This window comes from Sphingomonas faeni, assembly GCF_003053745.1.
In the GTDB taxonomy this organism is placed as follows: domain Bacteria; phylum Pseudomonadota; class Alphaproteobacteria; order Sphingomonadales; family Sphingomonadaceae; genus Sphingomonas; species Sphingomonas faeni.
Genome location: NZ_QAYE01000018.1, coordinates 10,927 through 29,014, shown reverse-complemented (window position 1 = coordinate 29,014; position 18,088 = coordinate 10,927). Strand labels below are relative to the sequence as shown.

14 protein-coding genes are annotated in these 18,088 nt (G+C 62.1%); 8 read left to right on the top strand and 6 right to left on the bottom strand.

All coding sequences use genetic code 11. The annotated features are described in order from the left end of the window. Positions 1-247: 247 nt before the first annotated feature. The 3 genes from C8J25_RS19430 to C8J25_RS20520 all read right to left on the bottom strand — a co-directional run bounded on the left by C8J25_RS19430 (position 248) and on the right by C8J25_RS20520 (position 3,085). Positions 248-1,489, bottom strand: coding sequence for a serine hydrolase domain-containing protein (locus tag C8J25_RS19430; RefSeq protein ID WP_244187235.1), 1,242 nt, complete (start codon positions 1,487-1,489; stop codon positions 248-250). Next, positions 1,486-1,962, bottom strand: a complete 477-nt coding sequence (locus C8J25_RS20860) for a hypothetical protein (RefSeq protein WP_167397780.1) — start codon at positions 1,960-1,962, stop codon at positions 1,486-1,488. The genes C8J25_RS19430 and C8J25_RS20860 overlap by 4 nt, the downstream gene beginning before the upstream one ends. Positions 1,963-2,191: 229 nt before the next feature. Then, a complete protein-coding gene (locus tag C8J25_RS20520; protein ID WP_208622648.1) occupies positions 2,192-3,085 on the bottom strand; it encodes a hypothetical protein in 894 nt (297 codons plus the stop codon). Positions 3,086-3,758: 673 nt separating this feature from the next. On the opposite strand from C8J25_RS20520, the gene C8J25_RS20515 reads away from it, so the two are divergent. Both C8J25_RS20515 and C8J25_RS19425 read left to right on the top strand, forming a co-directional pair. Next, positions 3,759-4,025 (top strand): hypothetical protein, encoded by a 267-nt coding sequence (locus C8J25_RS20515; RefSeq protein ID WP_146173426.1) that lies wholly within the window; start codon positions 3,759-3,761, stop codon positions 4,023-4,025. 16 nt (positions 4,026-4,041) lie between these two features. Next, positions 4,042-4,434, top strand: coding sequence for a hypothetical protein (locus C8J25_RS19425; protein ID WP_107955992.1), 393 nt, complete (start codon positions 4,042-4,044; stop codon positions 4,432-4,434). Between the two features lie 465 nt (positions 4,435-4,899). Here C8J25_RS19425 and C8J25_RS19415 read toward each other — a convergent pair whose 3' ends face one another. Then, a complete protein-coding gene (locus tag C8J25_RS19415; RefSeq protein ID WP_208622647.1) occupies positions 4,900-5,772 on the bottom strand; it encodes a DNA/RNA non-specific endonuclease in 873 nt (290 codons plus the stop codon). 64 nt (positions 5,773-5,836) lie between these two features. On the opposite strand from C8J25_RS19415, the gene C8J25_RS19410 reads away from it, so the two are divergent. Next, a complete protein-coding gene (locus C8J25_RS19410; protein ID WP_107955991.1) occupies positions 5,837-7,573 on the top strand; it encodes a patatin-like phospholipase family protein in 1,737 nt (578 codons plus the stop codon). Between the two features lie 1,217 nt (positions 7,574-8,790). Here the strand turns inward: C8J25_RS19410 and C8J25_RS19400 are convergent. Continuing rightward, on the bottom strand, positions 8,791-9,684 hold the full coding sequence (locus C8J25_RS19400; protein ID WP_483009884.1) for an SDR family oxidoreductase: 894 nt from the start codon (positions 9,682-9,684) through the stop codon (positions 8,791-8,793). 346 nt (positions 9,685-10,030) lie between these two features. On the opposite strand from C8J25_RS19400, the gene C8J25_RS20510 reads away from it, so the two are divergent. Then, complete coding sequence (locus tag C8J25_RS20510) at positions 10,031-10,213, top strand: hypothetical protein (RefSeq protein ID WP_146173425.1); 183 nt, start codon at positions 10,031-10,033, stop codon at positions 10,211-10,213. A gap of 4 nt (positions 10,214-10,217) precedes the next feature. Here C8J25_RS20510 and C8J25_RS19395 read toward each other — a convergent pair whose 3' ends face one another. Next, entirely contained in the window at positions 10,218-10,982 is a 765-nt protein-coding gene (locus C8J25_RS19395) for a hypothetical protein (RefSeq protein ID WP_146173424.1), read from the bottom strand. Positions 10,983-12,072: 1,090 nt separating this feature from the next. Between C8J25_RS19395 and C8J25_RS19385 the strand changes: the two genes are divergently transcribed. From C8J25_RS19385 to C8J25_RS19370, 4 genes are read left to right on the top strand one after another with little or no spacing between them, the layout of a single operon-like run. After that, positions 12,073-12,834, top strand: a complete 762-nt coding sequence (locus tag C8J25_RS19385) for an ImuA family protein (protein WP_244187234.1) — start codon at positions 12,073-12,075, stop codon at positions 12,832-12,834. Then, positions 12,749-14,539 carry a Y-family DNA polymerase gene (locus tag C8J25_RS19380; protein ID WP_341871549.1) on the top strand — a complete coding sequence of 597 codons (1,791 nt, stop codon included), beginning with the start codon at positions 12,749-12,751 and terminating at the stop codon, positions 14,537-14,539. The genes C8J25_RS19385 and C8J25_RS19380 overlap by 86 nt, the downstream gene beginning before the upstream one ends. Next, positions 14,536-17,799 (top strand): error-prone DNA polymerase, encoded by a 3,264-nt coding sequence (locus tag C8J25_RS19375; protein WP_107955988.1) that lies wholly within the window; start codon positions 14,536-14,538, stop codon positions 17,797-17,799. Before C8J25_RS19380 ends, C8J25_RS19375 begins: the two co-directional genes overlap by 4 nt. Beyond that, on the top strand, positions 17,799-18,086 hold the full coding sequence (locus C8J25_RS19370) for a hypothetical protein (RefSeq protein ID WP_107955987.1): 288 nt from the start codon (positions 17,799-17,801) through the stop codon (positions 18,084-18,086). The genes C8J25_RS19375 and C8J25_RS19370 overlap by 1 nt, the downstream gene beginning before the upstream one ends. The last annotated feature ends 2 nt before the right edge of the window (positions 18,087-18,088 follow it).

Below are 18,088 nucleotides of genomic sequence, written 5' to 3'. Positions count from 1 at the left end.
CACTCGCTACGACCGCTGCCCAACCGTCTTCTTCTCTGCCGTCGCGCTCGCGGCCACTGTCATCTTCTGGCTATGACCAATGAGTCCTGACCCTAATAGCGGACGGGCAGATTTCCTCTCCATCTCGGACATTCCCGAAACTCGATCGAGTTTCGAGAATTGCATCAGCTTCCGAGAATTCCGTTCGCAGGCGGAAATTCACAAAGCAAAAGGTTAAGCGGCGTGGACTATGCCATACCGCTCTCGCCTATAGCGCCAGCATACGGGGCGCTAACTTGTCCTCGCCATTCTGCCGCAACGTCACGGCATCGATCTTTCCGCTCGCCTCGTGAAAGATCAGGTCGAACGGTACGATCCTGCTAAAGAACTGAAGCGGTGCCGTCGCATGGATCGGTAGCGCTTGCTGCCCGATCAGCTGGATCATCAGCCGGTCCTTCGACCGGAAAACGGTAATGACCTGATCCGGTTCCAGTCGGTAGCGACCGACGAACCGGTCCAGTTGAGCGGGTGGGATCGCGATGATCGGGCGGATGGCGGGCGGTGGCGGTGGGGGCGGGACGGCGGCAACGGGCGATCCGGTCAGCAGGTGTATGGCGATATCGTCGACGCCCGGTTGCGTCATCGCATTGGCCAGCACCACCACCCCGCGCCGTCGGAGGGGATCGAACGCGGCATTCGATAGATAGCCGCCGGTCGCACCACCATGCGTCACGATCGCGCCGACCGGCGTCGTCGCCACCATCCACCCGATGCCCATGCCCACCCCGGGGCCATCGCCTTCGGCCCGGACGACCCGCATGCCGTCCATCACCGGTTTGAGCGGCGTCAGCACAAGGCCGAGATGCGCACCGAGATAGGTAAGCATGTCGTCGGCGTCGGATCGCAAGCCGCCGGCCGCCGACATCACGCCGCCGCTCCAACGCGGAACCGGTTGCAGGAATTCGTCGTGTGGCGTCGCCTGCCGTCGCATGCCCCTGTCGTCACCCGCATCTCCGTCCCCGCTGCGGATCGTCGTATCGGCCATGTGCAGCGGCCCGGTGATGCGGGTTCGCACCAGCGTCTCGTAATCGGTGCCGGCCCGCCGTGCCAAAATCTGCCCGAGCAGCGCGACGCCGAGGTTCGAATATTCGTACCGCGCGCCCGGTTCGCGCTCCGGCACCCAGCTCTTTAGGAAGTCGCGCATCAGCGCCGATGTGTAATCGGCATAGGGATTGCTCTCATCGCTGAGGGGCAGGTCCGACGGCACCCGCGGCAGTCCCGACCGATGCGTCGTCAGGTCGAGCAACGTGATCGGGCGGCCCCGTACCGGCAGCCTCCAGCCCTCCGGCAAATACCTGGCGGCGGGGTCGTTCAGGCCGACCTCGCCGCGCGCCGCCATGTCGGCCAGCAGCAACCCGGTGAACGTCTTCGTGATCGAGCCGATCTCGAAAAGGGTATCGGATTTGGCCGGACCACGGACGATAATCCGCCGCCCCTGCGCGTCGATCACTCCCACAACGATCGCCTCGCCGGGACGCTGCGCAATGCGTCGATCGAGTATCTCGCCGATCTCGCTATCGGACGGCAGCGTCCACGCGTCCGTCGCCGCTGCGGTCCGTTCCCCGCCAGCGTCAAGGTAAATTGCGTGCCGCCTTGCGACCAGACGCCGACCCAGCGTCGCGTCTGCACATCCCAGCGTCCGGCATACCGTGTGCCGTTGCTCGGCACCGTGAAATCCAGCGTCGTGGCTGTCATCGTCACCGCATCGAGCGGAACGTTCCAGACGCTCTGGTCGAGACTGTCGAAACTGCCGCGCATCATACCGTCACGATCGACCCGGAGATGCGCCGCGATCCGCAGCGTGGCCCGCGACGGAAGGGTCAGCGTCCCGATCCAGTCGCCATCCCGCTTTACGGGCGCTGACGTAACGAGGTGCTGCCCTGCGCGCTTGTCATTGGATGCGTTGACCGCCGTCGATGCCATTGCTGCCAAAGATATCAGCGCAACGCTGGGGTGGGAATCCCGGATCAAGGCAGTTCTTTCGCAAAAGGCACGAACGCGTATTGCCCGGATAACACGGCAAGGCAAACGTGCTCGATCCAGCCTTCTCGAAAACGAACGGCCGGTGAGACGGCCGGGGGCATTCCCGTTGGGATCGCATTTTGGGAATGCGCGCGCTTCCGAACTCCGGTTAGCGGAGGCGGCAAGCAGCTTACCCTCGTGGAGTGTCCACGTAGGCCCTGTACCGGTTCCGACCATCGGTCACTATGAGCGTGATAGTACCGCCGGATGCATCAGGGGGTGGAATAAAGTAAACACTATCCACATCCTTATTAATATTGGCCAAAGGAAAATCCTCAATAATAGCCCCGTCTCGAACGACATAATGACCTAGATGGCTAGTATGATCGCTCCGTTCTATTCCAAAGAAGGATTTTTCATTTCCAAAGCTGCTACATAGCTTCAGGCTCGAACTGATAGATGCTATTGTATTGATGCAGCTATCTGTCTGAATCTTCTCACGGGGAATGTCTTCATATTTCATTGTATAGGACTTTTCGATCGGATCACTAAAGCCAAATGCCGGTGCGAACCCGAACGGGTTATTTTCGATGTAGCGCCTTACCTCGCTACCGTTTGTTAAAAAGAGACTCCAACCGGATCGGTCATCTATTTTGAAGCCACATGGCAATGTCAGCATTGCGATGTCACGAACCTGAATACCTTTCTGCAGCGGTACGATAGAGTTCTTGATTCGGCTCGTGATATTCGAACCCACCGAAGCATGAACAAGTTGATCAGTAGTGCATGCGCTACCATTTGAATCACGCTTGAGCACTGGCGTTCCAACGTCTCCCGTAGATTGATTGCTGCGCGAAGACGCTTGCTCGTTTAGCACCTCATAGAGCGTTGAGGCTGACCGATTGGCTTTGCGTTCGGAGGCTTTGTCATTGGTTTGCGCAGTAGCTTGAGGGACGGCACCCGCCCCGCCAATCGATATAAGCACGGCCATCATCATGACAGTCTGGGTTCGCATTGCTTCGATCCTAGCCTCCGCAGTTTTTGCAGGGGCACCCGCCATCCCGCAAACCGAGGCGATGATCAACCGTCGAGGATCAAGCTTTACCAAGGCGGACGGCTATCTAGCCGCGGTTTGTAGAAGCCGAATTTGCTTACCGTTTAGGCCTTCGCAGCTGTTCGCTCATTTCCCCAAAAGGACCGGCCTGCGAGACGGCCGGGGCATTTCCATTGGGATCGAGGTTCGGGAATGTCCAACATGGGAAGGAAAGCGGACTGGCGGCTTTAAGCTATGCTGCGCTCGTAGCTGACGAACGTAGGTAACGGATTTTCCACAATGACTAGAGGCCAAAATCAACGATTGCGTGTACCAGATAGGCGCTCGTAAGACTCGATTTATGGCAACGCTTATGGAATCCGTATGGAAGTTCCCCGCCTGCATCCTCGCCGGGGGATTAGCAGGCCGGTCCCTGTCAGATTACCACAACGGTGGTCTTGACGAAGCAATTGCTTGGTTCCCAATGCGCTTGGCTATCTCGCTGTCATGTTTAGGACTGTGGGTCGCGTTCAAGGTCTGGCGCAAACGGCATAATCAGGTTTTTCGATAACGACTGTCGGACAATGCACAGGTGCGTGAATGAGGCACGCCTACCTCATGGAAGATCTGACGTGAGCGGTGTTCCGGAATAGGCTGGAAAGCAGACTGGCGGTTTTTGGGAGCAGCAAGTTGGAAAACGGCAGCGCAAATGCCATAACGGCGCATGGCTGTGACCCTGCTTCCGCTTCCCAATGGCACGTCATCGTTAGAGTTCGCACCGGTTGATATGCAGTTTGTGCGAGGAGCAATCTCTCACTTGTTCGGCGAAGCGATCCCGGAATTGCACGGCTCCTATTCCCGGATAGCGTTCGGCGGTGAGACCTTCCTGTTCGAACAGGAATGGGATGCGCCGTGCCTAATCGCATCGACCGTGGCAGGCAATTTGCTGCTCGTGCAGATCCAACGACGGCTTTCGGAAACGGCGTCGTAGCTAGCTCCGGTAAGGTATGGGCGATTTCAGACTGGCGGCTTATGACGGCGGAGGGCATGAAAGCTGCCCCTGTATCGGAGAGCGCAGCGTGATCGTCGACAAGAACGCGCTGTTCGAAACCACGAAGGCCCTTTGGCCAGCAGTCGTGAGGGTGTGTGACAACCCGAACGCAACTCACGAAATATATCGAGCCAATGAGGACGCGTTTTCGCAGGACGACAACTGGCGGCAACTGGCCCTCTGGGCGTTTCATCAGGCTCTAGGAATCCACGAAAAGCGGGCGTTTGCGAAGGGCCTGCCACTTCATCCCCATGAAGTCGCCTTTGGCGAGTTTGATGCGCGCATGAGGGCGAACCTGGGCGCCGCTGACTGCTGGTCGGACGAGCGGGCAGAATACGAGATCAGCTGAACAAATGACGGCTGTCGGGCAAGCGCGGCGCCACCCGGAACGTCCGCATTTGGGCGATGACGTCTGACTGACCAATTCGTATGGCCGCCATTCAGAATGACACGCTATGCCAAACCGATGTCTTACCGCGTTCAAATCGCTCCTCGGCCGATCGTTATCGATGACGATGGTCTTCCCGTCCCGAACTCGCACGTACTCGAGATCATCTTCCCCACCGATAGCATCGATACGGCCGCGGGCCCGACCAGCTCGATCATAGGCGCCGGCATAGCCAAGATCCTTGTAGCCGACGTCACTGTGAGGGGTGTGGGTCTCTGTTGAAGCGCCGCCTAGATGCCAACGCCAAGGCAATTTAGCCTTTGGCCATTGAGGCTCCCGGTTTGACACAGCTGGCGGTTTAAAACGCGGAAGCCTATCCCAGCAACAAGACTCTCTTAGAGCACGGCAGCGTCGGACATTGTCTTGTTACTCCGCCGGAATTGTTGACGGGGCAGGATCGGCCGGGGGCGGGGACGTGCATCCGATTTCGCTATCGAGGCTTCGAAGCGACGCTGCGTTGGCCATCGGGAACAGAATCAACCGGCTGCGAAGCACGACGTGAGCAAGAGATACCCGGCCCTTGCAATAGTCTACGGTACGCTGTGTCGCCTGATCGAAAACGAACGCGCTGATCCGGCCATCTGCAAGCGCCACGACCTTCCAATAGCCTGATGGGACGCGTTCTAGCACGGGCCCGGCGGGTAGCGGCGCCATTAGACGTTCGAACAAGGGTCCGGTGTATACGTAGACGGCAGTGTTCAGTCGCTGCGCAAGCGAGCGCTCTTGCCCTTCCAGTGCGTTCCACGGCCCCTGGTTCAGCGCTGAAGCCTGAGGGGTGATGTTCGACAGGATGTTGGTGTCAGCGGCAAACGGCGTACCAGAGAATGCCGCAAGCGGCGCTTGATGACCGCGGTCAGTCCGCAGAGCCTGATTGGCCCCGTCATAAGCTTCCGGGGCGAGCGTCTCATCGGCAACAAGCGAAGGGTCGGCGCGCCAGTCGCGATCCGACGACGGGCCGATCGATGAGGGCGTTACGCGATATGCGACCCAGTCCGCGAGCTTGGTTAGGTCGTTGGACGACAGCGTGTAGATCTCGCGCACGACGGTGTCGTTCGTGGCCGGCGCCCCCAAGGGACAGCCGAACAGGCAGTGGAACGTGTGCAATTCACCATCGCTAGCCAGGGCAGGGGAGGCATATACCGCTACCGCCGCAATCAGGGCGATGCGCCTGAGCGTTTTGACCCAACGACGCAATCGAGCGTCCGGGTAGATCATAAGGCTGTCGTAAAAACACTGCATGACCAAATTCTATAGCTGGCTGATGACGCTTGTGCGACGATCATAGAACACCTGAGGACCTCGTATGCGCGACGACCAGGATTTCCCGATCTACACGGCCGATATGTTCGCATCGCCCGCTGACGAATGCGACATCGTCATGAAAGGCGGCGTCACTAGCGGCATTGTCTATCCATACGCGATTCTGGAGCTTGCTCGCCGGTATCGGTTCCGCTCGATTGGCGGCACGTCCGCCGGCGCGATCGCCGCGTCGCTGGCAGCAGCGGCCGAGTATGCGCGCACGGTGCGCGGTGATCCTGCCGGCTTTGTCCGTCTGCAATATCATTGTGACGAACTACCCGAGCGCATGGCCGCGCTGTTCCAGCCTGAACCTCGCTACCGCCGCCTATTTCGGTATCTGCTACGCGCCCAGAGCGGCAGCAGCGCGCTGAGCCTAATTGCAGGTCTGCCACTGGTGGCACCGTTTCAAGCTATGGTTGGTACCGTCGTCGGTGCGATCGGTATGTGGGCGTTACGAGCCGGACTGGCGGGCATTCTCCTTGGAGCACTTGTCGGGCTGGTCGCCGCCCTACTTGTGCATGTGCAAACGCTTATCCGAACGCAGCTGCCGCAAAGCGACTTTGGTGTCTGCCCGGGCACCGATCAATCCGGCGGGAACGGACCCGCGTTGACCAGCTGGCTTCATGAAACGATCCAAGAGATCGCATTCGGCGAAGACTGGCAGAGCCGACCGCCGCTAACCTTCGGGCAGTTGCGAGGAACCGGCTCGGGCGAGCAGATTGATCTGCGGGTTATTACGACCAACCTTGGAATGGGGCGGCCGCACTCGCTCCCAACCCTCGGCATCACCGCAGCATACAGCGATACCGAGTGGCGGCGACTGTTTCCCGGCGATGTGTGCGAGTGGATGGCGGGATCCGTTGCCGAAGCGGCTCAGATGCCTGGGCTCTTGAGCTTTCCCTCCCCGGTTGATCTGCCGGTCCTCGTTGCCGCGCGGATGAGCCTTGCCTTTCCGCTGCTGTTTGCAGCGGTACCGGTCCATGTCCGCGACTTCGCGAACGCCGAGCTTCAGCGCGCCACCGGCGCTACGCCGATAATCGAAAACCGGCGTATCCTGTTTGCCGATGGCGGCATCAGCAGCAATTTTCCTATTCACCTGTTCGATGCCTTGTTGCCTGCTCGACCGACTTTCGCACTCAGCCTGGACGACCTTCCGCCCGGAACTACAACCGGGGGCGAGCGGGTATTCATTCCTGCCACCGCTCGCCAAGGCTTTGGGTTGCCGGCGCGCGCGACAGTGACCGTCAGCGGTTTGTTCGGATCGATCCTGAGGGCGGCGAAAGACTGGCAGGATCAGTTGCTGAGTACGATGCCAGGACAGCGCGAGCGTATTGGCCATGTCATGCTTTCGGCAGACGAAGGCGGCCTCAACCTCACCATGCCGCCAGAACGTGCGCGGGCACTGATGTTCCGCGGGCTCGAAATTGGCCGTCGATTTGCTGATGGCGCACTCGATTTCGATGAACACCGCTGGCGGCGTTCGTTGGTAGCATATGACCAGCTCGCCCGAATGTCAGACACCGTCCATCAAACTTGGTCGAGCGGCTTCGGTTCGTGGCTACTTGGCTATCTGACACGTCCAAAAAGCTATCGGCGTCTCACAACGGCAGATCGCAGTATGATCCATCATGCTCTAGGCGCGGTTGCGGATCTGGATAACGCATTCGAGCCCGGCATCAATGACGCCGACCGCAAGTTGCCGCGGCCGGTAGGTACCTTGCGGGTTAATCCGCGGTACTGACCGGCCTGAGAATAGTCCTATGGGTCCTGCCATTCTTCCGGTGAATGGCAGGACCCATAGGCTCGGGGTATCTACATCTCAGGGGTGATCAGCAGCCGTTCAGTGCCATTGCAGCCGATCGCATTGCGAATAGTCTGTCCGATGCCGCTGGCGCAAGATTACCCCATGCGAACGCAGAACGGTGCGGGGCTGCTTCTGCCCATATACGGGCGGCCAGATGCGAAACCTGAGCAGCTGTCGCCGGGGAGCCGCTGGCGACGCAGTAAACCAGTTCGTCTGGCATCAGGGGGGATAGGCTGACCACGCGCGTGACTCCAATTACAGAGCGCAGCGCCTAGGTCAGTTCCGTTGCGGCATCATGACACGTAAGAAAGGTGTGCTGGTATGTTATCGTTGTCTGACCGTGCCTTCGGCTGAGGGACTGTCATTGCAGTCGCTGCGATCTTTGCCTCTGCTTCGCTAGCATACGCTACAGCGACCCACCTACCGTCCTGCGAACGCAAGCCCCACCGGCCTTGAAACCCCGGTTCGACTCTCGGAGTAGGAACCCAAATAAGCTTCTGTGCCATGATCCGACTCTAGCCGCGAACGCCGGATCCGGTAACGCTTCTTTAACCCGTTTGGGCTTTGCCGACGTTGTGTGGCCAAGACAACACAGCCATGAGGCTAGTCCGGGTTGGAAATCTCGCGACGAACTTCGTTCTCGGACCACCACGTTCGCCCAGCCCGTTGAACGTATGAAGCGGGGAAGGCGCGTTCGTCTACATCTTCGGCCGGAGACAGGAGAAACCGGACGCGGCATTGGCCACCATCTGCGTTGGCGCGCGTGCGGTGGAAGGATCAGTCACCGATGCCGACGATCTCGATAGGCTGTTCGATACAGTGAAGCAGGAGCGCGGCAAGCTCGATATCCTGTTTGCCAATGCTGAGACCGGCGCTCTCGTGCCGCTTGGCTCAAATCTAAGGTTCAAGGCCAGCGGGCAAAAAAGCCCGCTGGCCTTGAACATTGTACCGGTCAAATTCTCATGCTTAGACCGAAAATGTACTTTCTTCGGTCAGGTCTGCCAGTATCCGAGCAGGCAATGTTCGCCCCGGTACGGAATACCCGCGTTTTCGAACGTTACGCCGGTTGCCCATTTCCGCCGGTTGAACCGAAAATCTGACCCGTCGAATAGCTCAGGGACGGATCGGCTGCGGCGACGTAAAGCGCCGCAATCTCAGCTGGCTGGCCTGCTCTCGCCATCGGCGAGTCTCCACCAAAGCTGCGCAACTTCTCGGGCGTCGCCCCGCCGCTGACCTGCAACGGAGTCCAGAACGGACCGGGGGGCAACTGCATTCACGCGGATACCGCGACTGGCAAGCTGCTTGGCCATGCTCTTGGTGAAGTTCAGCACCGCGGCACGCGTTAGCGCATAGTCGACGATGTCGGGTGAAGGATTGCCCGCCTGCTCGGAGGACGTGTTGACGATCACCGCGCCCGCACTCATCCGTTCGAGTGCCGCCTTCGTCAGCCAGAACGGTGCATAGACGTTGGTCTTCATCGTATCGTCGAAGTCCTGGCTCGAGATATCGGCGATACCGGGACGAGTCTGCTGACGGGCCGCATTGTTGACCAGGATATCGAGCCCGCCAAGCTGTTCGCTCGCTTGCTGCACCAGCCGGCGGCAAAAGCGCTCGTCACGTAGATCACCAGGGATCGCGATGGCCTTGCGACCCTCGGCCCGGATCAACGCAATGACTTCGCGAGCGTCCGGTTCTTCGGCCGGCAAATAGTTGATCGCAACGTCCGCGCCCTCTCGCGCGTACGCAATCGCCGCGGCGCGACCAATGCCGCTATCTCCGCCGGTTATAAGGGCCTTCTTGCCTGTCAGCTTGCCGGAACCCTTGTAGCTTTTCTCGCCGTGATCGGGGCGCGGTGTCATCTTTGACGCAAGACCGGGCCAGGGCTGCCGTTGTACAGGGTAGGGGGGCTTAGGATAGGCTGCGGCTGCTGGTGTCGTCGCGGCGCTACTGCCCCCACTCTGTGTTGCGGCGTTTGCGGCGGTCGCAGCGATGGCACCAGCGGTAATAGCTGCCCCCGTCACGAAAGTGCGTCGCGTGGTATCGGTCATCGTCATAGCTCCCGGAATGATCACAACCCCAAGCGCTAAACGATTGCTTCCGTTCCAAATTCTGCCGTTATACCGCGTCGTATCCTCTGCGCCCCTCAGCATCTGCAAATATGGATTCTCTTCAAGACGGATGGGCACCAGCGAGTGGCATTTGCTCCTCCTAGCTACGCTTGCAGGGCCGAACGCGTAAAATGAACGAGCGTCTGATGTGGGGATGCGTAGAATGTCGCGTGTGCGTCCGAGACCGGGTCCTGCAGCGTGCTTTATCAAAGCATCGTTACCGCGTGGCAGGCAATAGCAACCGTGTGCCTTCTCGGATCGTTACATGCGCCGAAGGAGATTAGTTATGGCCGTTCCACAGGACGAAGAACCGGGTTTTGAAACCGACGTCAACGAACTGCCGGATAGCAATAATGGTCCGGAAGATAGCCTTGAAGATAAGCCGTCGCGCGGCGCACAAAACTCAGACGATCTCGAGGAGGCCCAGAAGGAAGGCGCCGAGGAGAGAGAAGAGGGAGGGCTATATTGAATTGTTATAGGGGCGTTTTGAGCATCGCGTCCTTGAGCGTATTGCCTGCGATTCCCCCGGCCGCGACCGCAACGACAACATTGCCGACGAAAAACTCCACAATACCAACGACGCTGCCGAACGCGATTAGCGCCGACGTGGTGACCGGCAGCGCGGCCGTTGCCTTACCGATCGCGACTTTCGCCTCCTGGCGGACAAGCCGAAGCCGTTCGAACACCGGCTCGAGCGATCGACCTTGATCGACTGCCGCGATCAGATCACCCATCGCACGATGCAGCGCCTTCAGCTGCTGCAGCGCTACCGCGCGATCGGCATCGACCGGCCCACCATTGTCGCAAGCGAGTTCCTCATCGTCGATCAGCCGTTGCACGGCTTCCAGGGCAACAGGCGCTAGTGCCTGAATGACAGCGGCATGCTCGCGTAGGGAAGGGCGCCCGGTCCACGTTGCCGAACTGACGGCATCCGGTCCGCGAACCTCGTCCCAGAGCGCCTTGAACTGCTCACGGACCATTTCACGCCGCAGAGTGCGATCCTTGGTCTCTCTCGCATGACGTACGAATGCCTCGAGGCTGGGCTGCGCCGCGACGAAAGCTGGCGCCAACGGCCGCAGGTCGGTTCGGCCAAGCAGCGCCCGGCGCAGCGCCTTGTAGCGCGTGTCGTCCGCCAGATCCTGAATGCCATCGCAAGCGCCCAGACATAGAGTTTGCAGACGCTGCAGCGCCTCCTCGTCGTTCAACCCTTCCGGCCAGTGTGTTCCTGAATAGCCCATCGCATTCGATCCGTTTCGACTCAGCTAACGGTCGGATGCACGAATGTTCGCCTGTAGGACATAGCAAGAACATCAAAGGACCAGAACGTCGCTAGACATACGGGTGGCGATGATGTTGGTGGACGGCACCGATGCCGATCCGCCCCGAACATGTCTTCCTGTACCCGATCGATTGGCCCCAGCTATCGCATCTGGTCCGCTTCGTGCGCGCAGGCGGACGCTGCGAACATTGCGGGCGCCCACACGGGCAACGGGTCTTCCACATGGGCGACGGACGCTGGTAGGACAAAGGCCGGTCGTATTGGCGTAATGGCGACGGCAGACGTGTTCGCCGACCGACCGAGAACATCCTCGATTCAGGCAAATGGACACCGGTGGTGCTGGCCTGCGCGCATCTCAATCATGCCCCCAGTGACAGCGCGCTTTACCAGCTGGCAGCGCTCTGCCAGCGCTGCCACATGATGTACGATGGCCCTGAGCATCGTCGTCGACGTTGGATGAACGCACATTACCGGCGTGCGCTCGGCGATCTGTTCTACGGCCCATATCCGATGCGGGGGGCGGACTGGATCACCCCGACACCATCAGCATGCTCGATGACAGCCGATCGCTATACGCGAACGTCCGGTAGCTCGGAGCACCGGAAACGCTGTGCCGGCTGCGTCCGGGCAAAAAAAGGGGCCGCCAAAAGCGACCCGGGAAGTTTTTAGGAGAGGATGCCTGAAAGGCGTCACCTTGGTATCCGGCAGGCCGGGCAATGGCGAATGCAAAACTGGCTAATCCGGTTGCATTTCATGCACTTGGCGGGATGTCGGAGCCAAACTCATCCCTTGGCTAGCTCGGCGATAAGGCACGGCTGACGAAGGTTCGACACCGCGAGGAAAAGGTCTGGATCCCGCACACTTGATCGCATGCCCGACGACAGTCGTTCGCATACGCGCAGGTCCGATAGCCCGCCTCCGCGACACATAGCCAAACGCGCTTCGCAGCGTCCGTAGCTGGAACCTTATCCACATGAGTCTCGAGTCTGACGCTTGACCAAACGTTCTTGGTAACGGAACATAAAGAGAACAGGTAGAGTCTAGACATCATGATCACCGCCCTCGAGTCCCTGCCGACAACCATCGCCCACCTGCGGACAATCGCAACGCCGGTGGTGGATCACCGCATCATGCCGTTCGGTATCCCTGCGCTCGACGATCGCCTCGCGAGCAGAGGCCTTCGCGCCGGCGCAGTGCACGAGGTCGCCGCACAAAGCTGTTCGATGGTCGACGATGCCGCAGCAACGCTGTTCCTCGCAGGCATCGCCGCGCGAGAAGCGGCGCATACAGGCGGACCGGTGCTGTGGGTGAGCTGTCGCAACGATCTCTATGCGCCGGGCTTGGAGCAGGCGGGGCTATCGCCTGCCGACCTGATCCATGCACAACCCCGTGACGATGCAGCCTTGCTGGCCGTCGTCGAAGACGCGGTGCGCGATGGAACGCCGTCGGCGGTGATCGCCGAGGTTAGCCGGATGTCGATGGTGGCGACCCGGCGCCTGCAACTGGTCGCGGCCGACGCCGACATTCCCGTTCTCATCCTGCGACGCAGACGTAATCGCGACCAGGATCCGCTCGCCGAGCCGTCTGCGGCCTGGACGCGCTGGCGGATCGCCAGTGCGTCGTCCGAGCGCCTGGGCGTTGCCGGCGTCGGCCGATCGCGGTGGCAGGTCGAGGTCGCACGGCAGCGTGGCGGCGAAGCATTTTCGATGATTTTGGAGGGCTGCGATGAGACGGGTTGTCTCGCTGTTCCTGCCGCACTTGGCCATCGAGCGGCTGAGACGGCTGGACCGGCACGCTACGCGTCCGCCTGAGCGGCCAGCCCTTCAGCTTCCCGTCGACGACGATCCCGGTGCGTGTTCGGTACCGCGGGGCGGCGGGTGGCGGCCGGGTGCGCGCTGGGCTCGTGCCGACATGCCAACCAGGCAGGATGTGGAAGGTGAGATCGCAGCGCTGCCCGCGCATGCGAAACCACCCATGCGTGAACTTGGCCGACGATCGGAGGCGGCGAACCATCCGTTTCATGGGTTTGCGCAAGCCGACAGTCACGACAGGGTCGCGGCGACCGTTGCCGCGTTTCACAGGGCGCCGCTCGCGCTGGTGGGCAAGGTCGGTCGGCGCGAAGAGGTGGTGGCCGCCTGCGATGGCGCGGCCGCATTGGGGATCACGATCGGGATGGCCGCGACCCATGCGCGTGCGCTGGTGTCCGATCTCGATATCCGACCGTCCGAGACGGAGGCGGATGCCGCGATGCTGGATCAGCTCGCGCTACGCGCGGTGCGCCGCTGGTCGCCGATCGCCGCCGCCACACCGCCCGACGGGCTGTGGCTCGACCTGACCGGCTGCGCGCATCTCCATGGCGGGGAAGAACGGTTCTGCCGGCGTCTGCGCGCGTTTTGCCAGCGTGCCGGGTTCACCGCGCGCGTGGCGGTTGCAGACACACCGGGCGCGGCACACGCTATTGCCCGGTTCGGGCCTGCCGACATCGCGATCGTGCCCACAGGGCGGACGGTCGACGCGCTTAGCGGCCTACCGATCGCGGCCTTGCGCCTAGCAGGCACCGCGCTCGTTGCCGCCCGCAAGTTCGGCTTCGAACGCGTCGCCGATCTCCTACCAGTTGCCCGCGGGCCCTTGGCACGCCGGCTTGGGCTGGCCGCAATCACGCGGCTCGATCAGGCACTCGGCGCGGTCGCCGAACCCATCACGCCGCGCACCGACGAGGTCATGCCGATCGTCGAGCGCCGGCTGCTCGAACCGATCGTCACCGCAGACGCGATCGCGCAGGTCATGGAGGATCTGCTCGGCGACATGGCCGAGCTGCTGCGCGCGAAGGGGCTAGGCGTCCGGTCGCTGCGCCTCGGTGGCCTACGCGTCGATGGCACCGAGCAGATCGTAGCGGTGGGTACCTCACGCCCGACGCGCGAGGTCTCGCACCTGTTGCGGCTTATGAAGCTCAGGATCGAACGGATCGATCCGGGCCTGGGGCTGGAGCAATTCTATCTGGCGGCACCGCACACAGAGCCACTCGACGCGGTCGATCTCGGCGCGGTTCTCGCCGGTGAGGTTCTCGTGCGCGATCCGGCCCGTCTCGTCGACGTCGTTGCCGGCCGTATCGGCGCCGACGCCGTGTTCCGGATTGCCCCTGTTGAAAGCCACGTGCCCGAGCGCGCCGTCATGCGCGCCGACCCGGTGGTAGCGCCCGCGGGCTGGCCGAAATGGCGACGACCGACGCGCCTGCTGGCGAGGCCCGAACCGCTATGGGGCGTCATAGCGCTGATGCCCGACCAGCCGCCTCGGCGGTTCGAGTGGCGCGGTCGACCGCACAAGGTGGTTGCCGGCGACGGCCCCGAACGGATCCATGGTGAGTGGTGGCGCCGCGACGCGGAAGTATGGGCGGTGCGCGACTATTACCGCGTCGAGGATGACGCGGGCGGTCGCTACTGGGTGTTCCGGCGTGGCGACGGGTTCGTCGAGGATACTGGCGATCTCAGCTGGTGGATGCACGGCGTGTTCGCATGACCGACTATGTCGAACTCCAGGTCCTCACGCACTTCTCGCTGCTGCGCGGTGCATCGAGCCCCGAGGAGCTGTTCGCAGCTGCCGCGCTGCTCGGCTATCCGTCGATCGGGGTCAGCGACATCGGCACGGTCGCGGGTGTGGTGCGCGCATGGGAAGCGCAGAAGGCGACGGGCGTTCGCTCGATCGCCGGCACACGCGTCAATCTATCCTGTGGCCGGCAGTTGCTGCTCTACCCGACCAACCGCCCCGCCTGGTCGCGCCTGACGCGCCTGCTGACAGTGGGCAAGAAGCGGGCGGGGAAGGGGGGATGCCTCCTCCACTGGCATGACCTCGAGCCCTGGTCGGAGGGCATGATCGCCATCCTGCTGCCGGTTGAGCCGGACGAGGATAATCTGACAGCGCTCGCCGACCTGAAGACACTCTATGGCCGACGCGGGTATATGGCATTGTTCCAGCGGCGCCGGCCGGACGATGCCGTGCGGATCGACGCGCTGGCACGGCAGGCAGGTGGCGCTGGCGTTCGCGCGGTGGTGACGGGTGATGTCCTCTATCACGCGCCCGAAGCACGGCTGCTGCAGGACGTCGTGACGGCCGTGCGTGAGAAATGCACCGTCGACGAGCTTGGCTACCGGCGCGAAGTCAACGCCGACCGTGCGCTCAAATCCCCCGACGAGATGGTCCGGCGGTTCAAGGCGTATCCCGATGCGCTGCGTGCCAGCACCGATATCGCCCGTCTGTGCACCTTTGATCTGGGCGAGCTGGCCTATCAGTATCCGCATGAGCGGCTGATCGACGGGCTGACCGCGCAAGAGGCGCTGCAGAAACTGGCGGAAGACGCCGTCGACGTAATGTTCAACGGTACGGTGCCGGCTGCCTATACCGAGCAGATCGCGCATGAGATGCGGCTGATCGGCGAGCTTGGCTATGCGCCGTATTTCCTGACCGTCTACGCGATCGTCCGCGAGGCCCGCCGGCGCGGGATCCTGTGCCAGGGCCGTGGCTCGGCCGCCAATTCCTGCGTCTGCTTCGTGCTCGGCGTCACCTCGATCGACCCGATCAAGCATGAGTTGCTGTTCGAGCGCTTCGTCAGTGGCGAACGCCGCGAGCCACCCGATATCGACGTCGACTTCGAGCATGAGCGCCGCGAAGAGATCATCCAGTGGATCTACGAGACCTATGGCCGCAACCACTCGGCGTTGACCGCGGTCGTCACACGCTACCGGGCGCGCGGTGCGGTGCGCGACGTCGGCAAGGCACTCGGCTTGCCCGAGGACCTGACCTCGTCGTTAGCCGGGCAGGTGTGGGGCTGGTCGGCCGAAGGCGTCGGCGAAAAGCAGGTCAACGAGCTGAACCTCGACATCGGCGATCGCCGCCTGCGCCTCACGCTCGAGCTTGCCCGCAAGCTCATCGGTGTACCGCGCCATATGAGCCAGCATCCGGGCGGCTTCGTCCTCACCCATGACCGTCTCGACGATCTCGTCCCGATCGAACCCGCTGCGATGGAAGATCGGCAGATCATCGAATGGGACAAGGACGACATCGATGCGCTGAAGTTCATGAAGGTCGACGTGCTGGGTCTCGGCATGCTCGGCTGCATGAACCGCGCCTTCAACATGCTCGAGGCGGACAAGGGGCTGCGGGTCGGTTTGGCCGATCTGCAGGACGATGATCCCGACGTCTATGCGATGATCTCGAAGGCCGACACGCTCGGCACCTTCCAGATCGAAAGCCGCGCGCAGATGAGCATGCTGCCGCGCATGAAACCGCGGCGGTTCTATGATCTCGTCATCCAGGTTGCGATCGTACGGCCGGGACCGATCCAGGGTGACATGGTCCATCCGTATCTGCGCAGACGCGAAGGGCTGGAGAAGCCGGAATACCCACGGCCCGAGTTGCGCGCGGTGCTGGAGAAGACGCTCGGCGTGCCGCTGTTCCAGGAACAGGCGATGAAGGTCGCGATCGTCGGTGCCGGGTTCACGCCGGCCGAAGCCGATCAGCTGCGCCGCGCCATGGCGACGTTCAAATTCACAGGCGGCGTGTCGCATTTCAGCGAAAAGCTCATCGGGGGCATGGTCGAGCGTGGCTACCCGCGTGAGTTTGCCGAGCGCACCTTCCGGCAGCTCGAGGGCTTTGGCTCTTACGGCTTCCCCGAGAGCCACGCGGCCTCGTTCGCCAAGATCTCCTACGCATCGTCGTGGATGAAGCATCATCATCCCGACGTGTTCTGCGCGAGCCTCATGAACGCGCAGCCGATGGGGTTCTACGCGCCCGCCCAGATCGTGCGCGATGCGCGTGAGCATGGCGTCGTGGTTCGCCCCCCTTGCGTCAACACGAGCCGCTGGGATTGCACGCTGGAGCCGTATGGCGGGCGGTACCTCGCCGTACGATTGGGGCTCCGGCAGATCCGCGGCCTGTCCAACGCGGACGGCGCCAAGATCGTCGGCGCGCGCGAGCTGACCGCGTTCGAGAGCGTGGAAGACGTGTGGCGGCGATCGGGTGTCCAGCGCGCCGCGATCGAGAAGCTCGCCGACGGCGATGCCTTTCACAGTTTCGGCGCCGATCGTCGGCAGGGCTTGTGGAAGGTGAGGGGGCTTGGCGAAGCGCCCTTGCCGCTGTTCGCTGCAGCCGATCGCGCGGACCAGGCCGTCAGCGCGGAAGGGATTGAGCCGGATGTCGAACTGCGCCCACTGACCGACGGTCGTGAGGTGATCGAGGACTACCGCGCGCTGCAGCTCTCGTTGCGCGCGCATCCGCTGACCTTCGTCCGTGACGAGCTGGCCAGGCGTGGCGTGACCAAATGCGCGGATCTCGCGACCATCCGCGACGGACGGCATGTCGAAGTCGCCGGCATCATCCTCGTTCGCCAGAAGCCGGGGTCTGCCAAGGGCGTGCTGTTCATCACGATCGAGGACGAGACGGGAATCGCCAACGGCATCCTGTGGCCCGATCGGTTCGAACGGCAGCGCCGCACCGTCATGTCCGCGTCGATGATCGGCATGAAGGGCAGGGTGCAGAAGGAAGGCGAGGTCATCCACGTCATCTGCGACCGGATCATCGACCACGGCGATCTGCTGCACCGGGTCGGCGAGATGTCCTTCCCGCACCGGACCGGCCGCGGCGACGGTGCCAAGCATGCCGGCTCCCCCGATCGTGGCGACAAGGGCTGGAGCCCTGCCCCTCGCAACTCTTACTGGCCGCCCCATGCGGACGGCATGGATCCGGAAGCTGTCATGAAGTTCAAATCTCACGACTTCCATTAATGGCCAAGCTCGTCCGTCATCAACGCGTTGTCATCGCGCTGTCGGTGCATATCTTGCGGGGCGGTGTGGCTCGCTGCAGTGACGCGCGCGTCGATGTCGTCGAGATCCGGTTGGCGCTGCGCTGCCTGCTGCCGCACTGCCCGGAACGCTGGCCACTCGCACTCTACTGGGATGCCGCAGCCCAAGAGAACGAGATCGGCAGGGCACAGGGCGTGACCGCGGCGTTCAATGGGATTGTCCGGCAACTGAGGCGCGCTGGCTGTTATGAAGAGGTAACCGAACCGTGAGT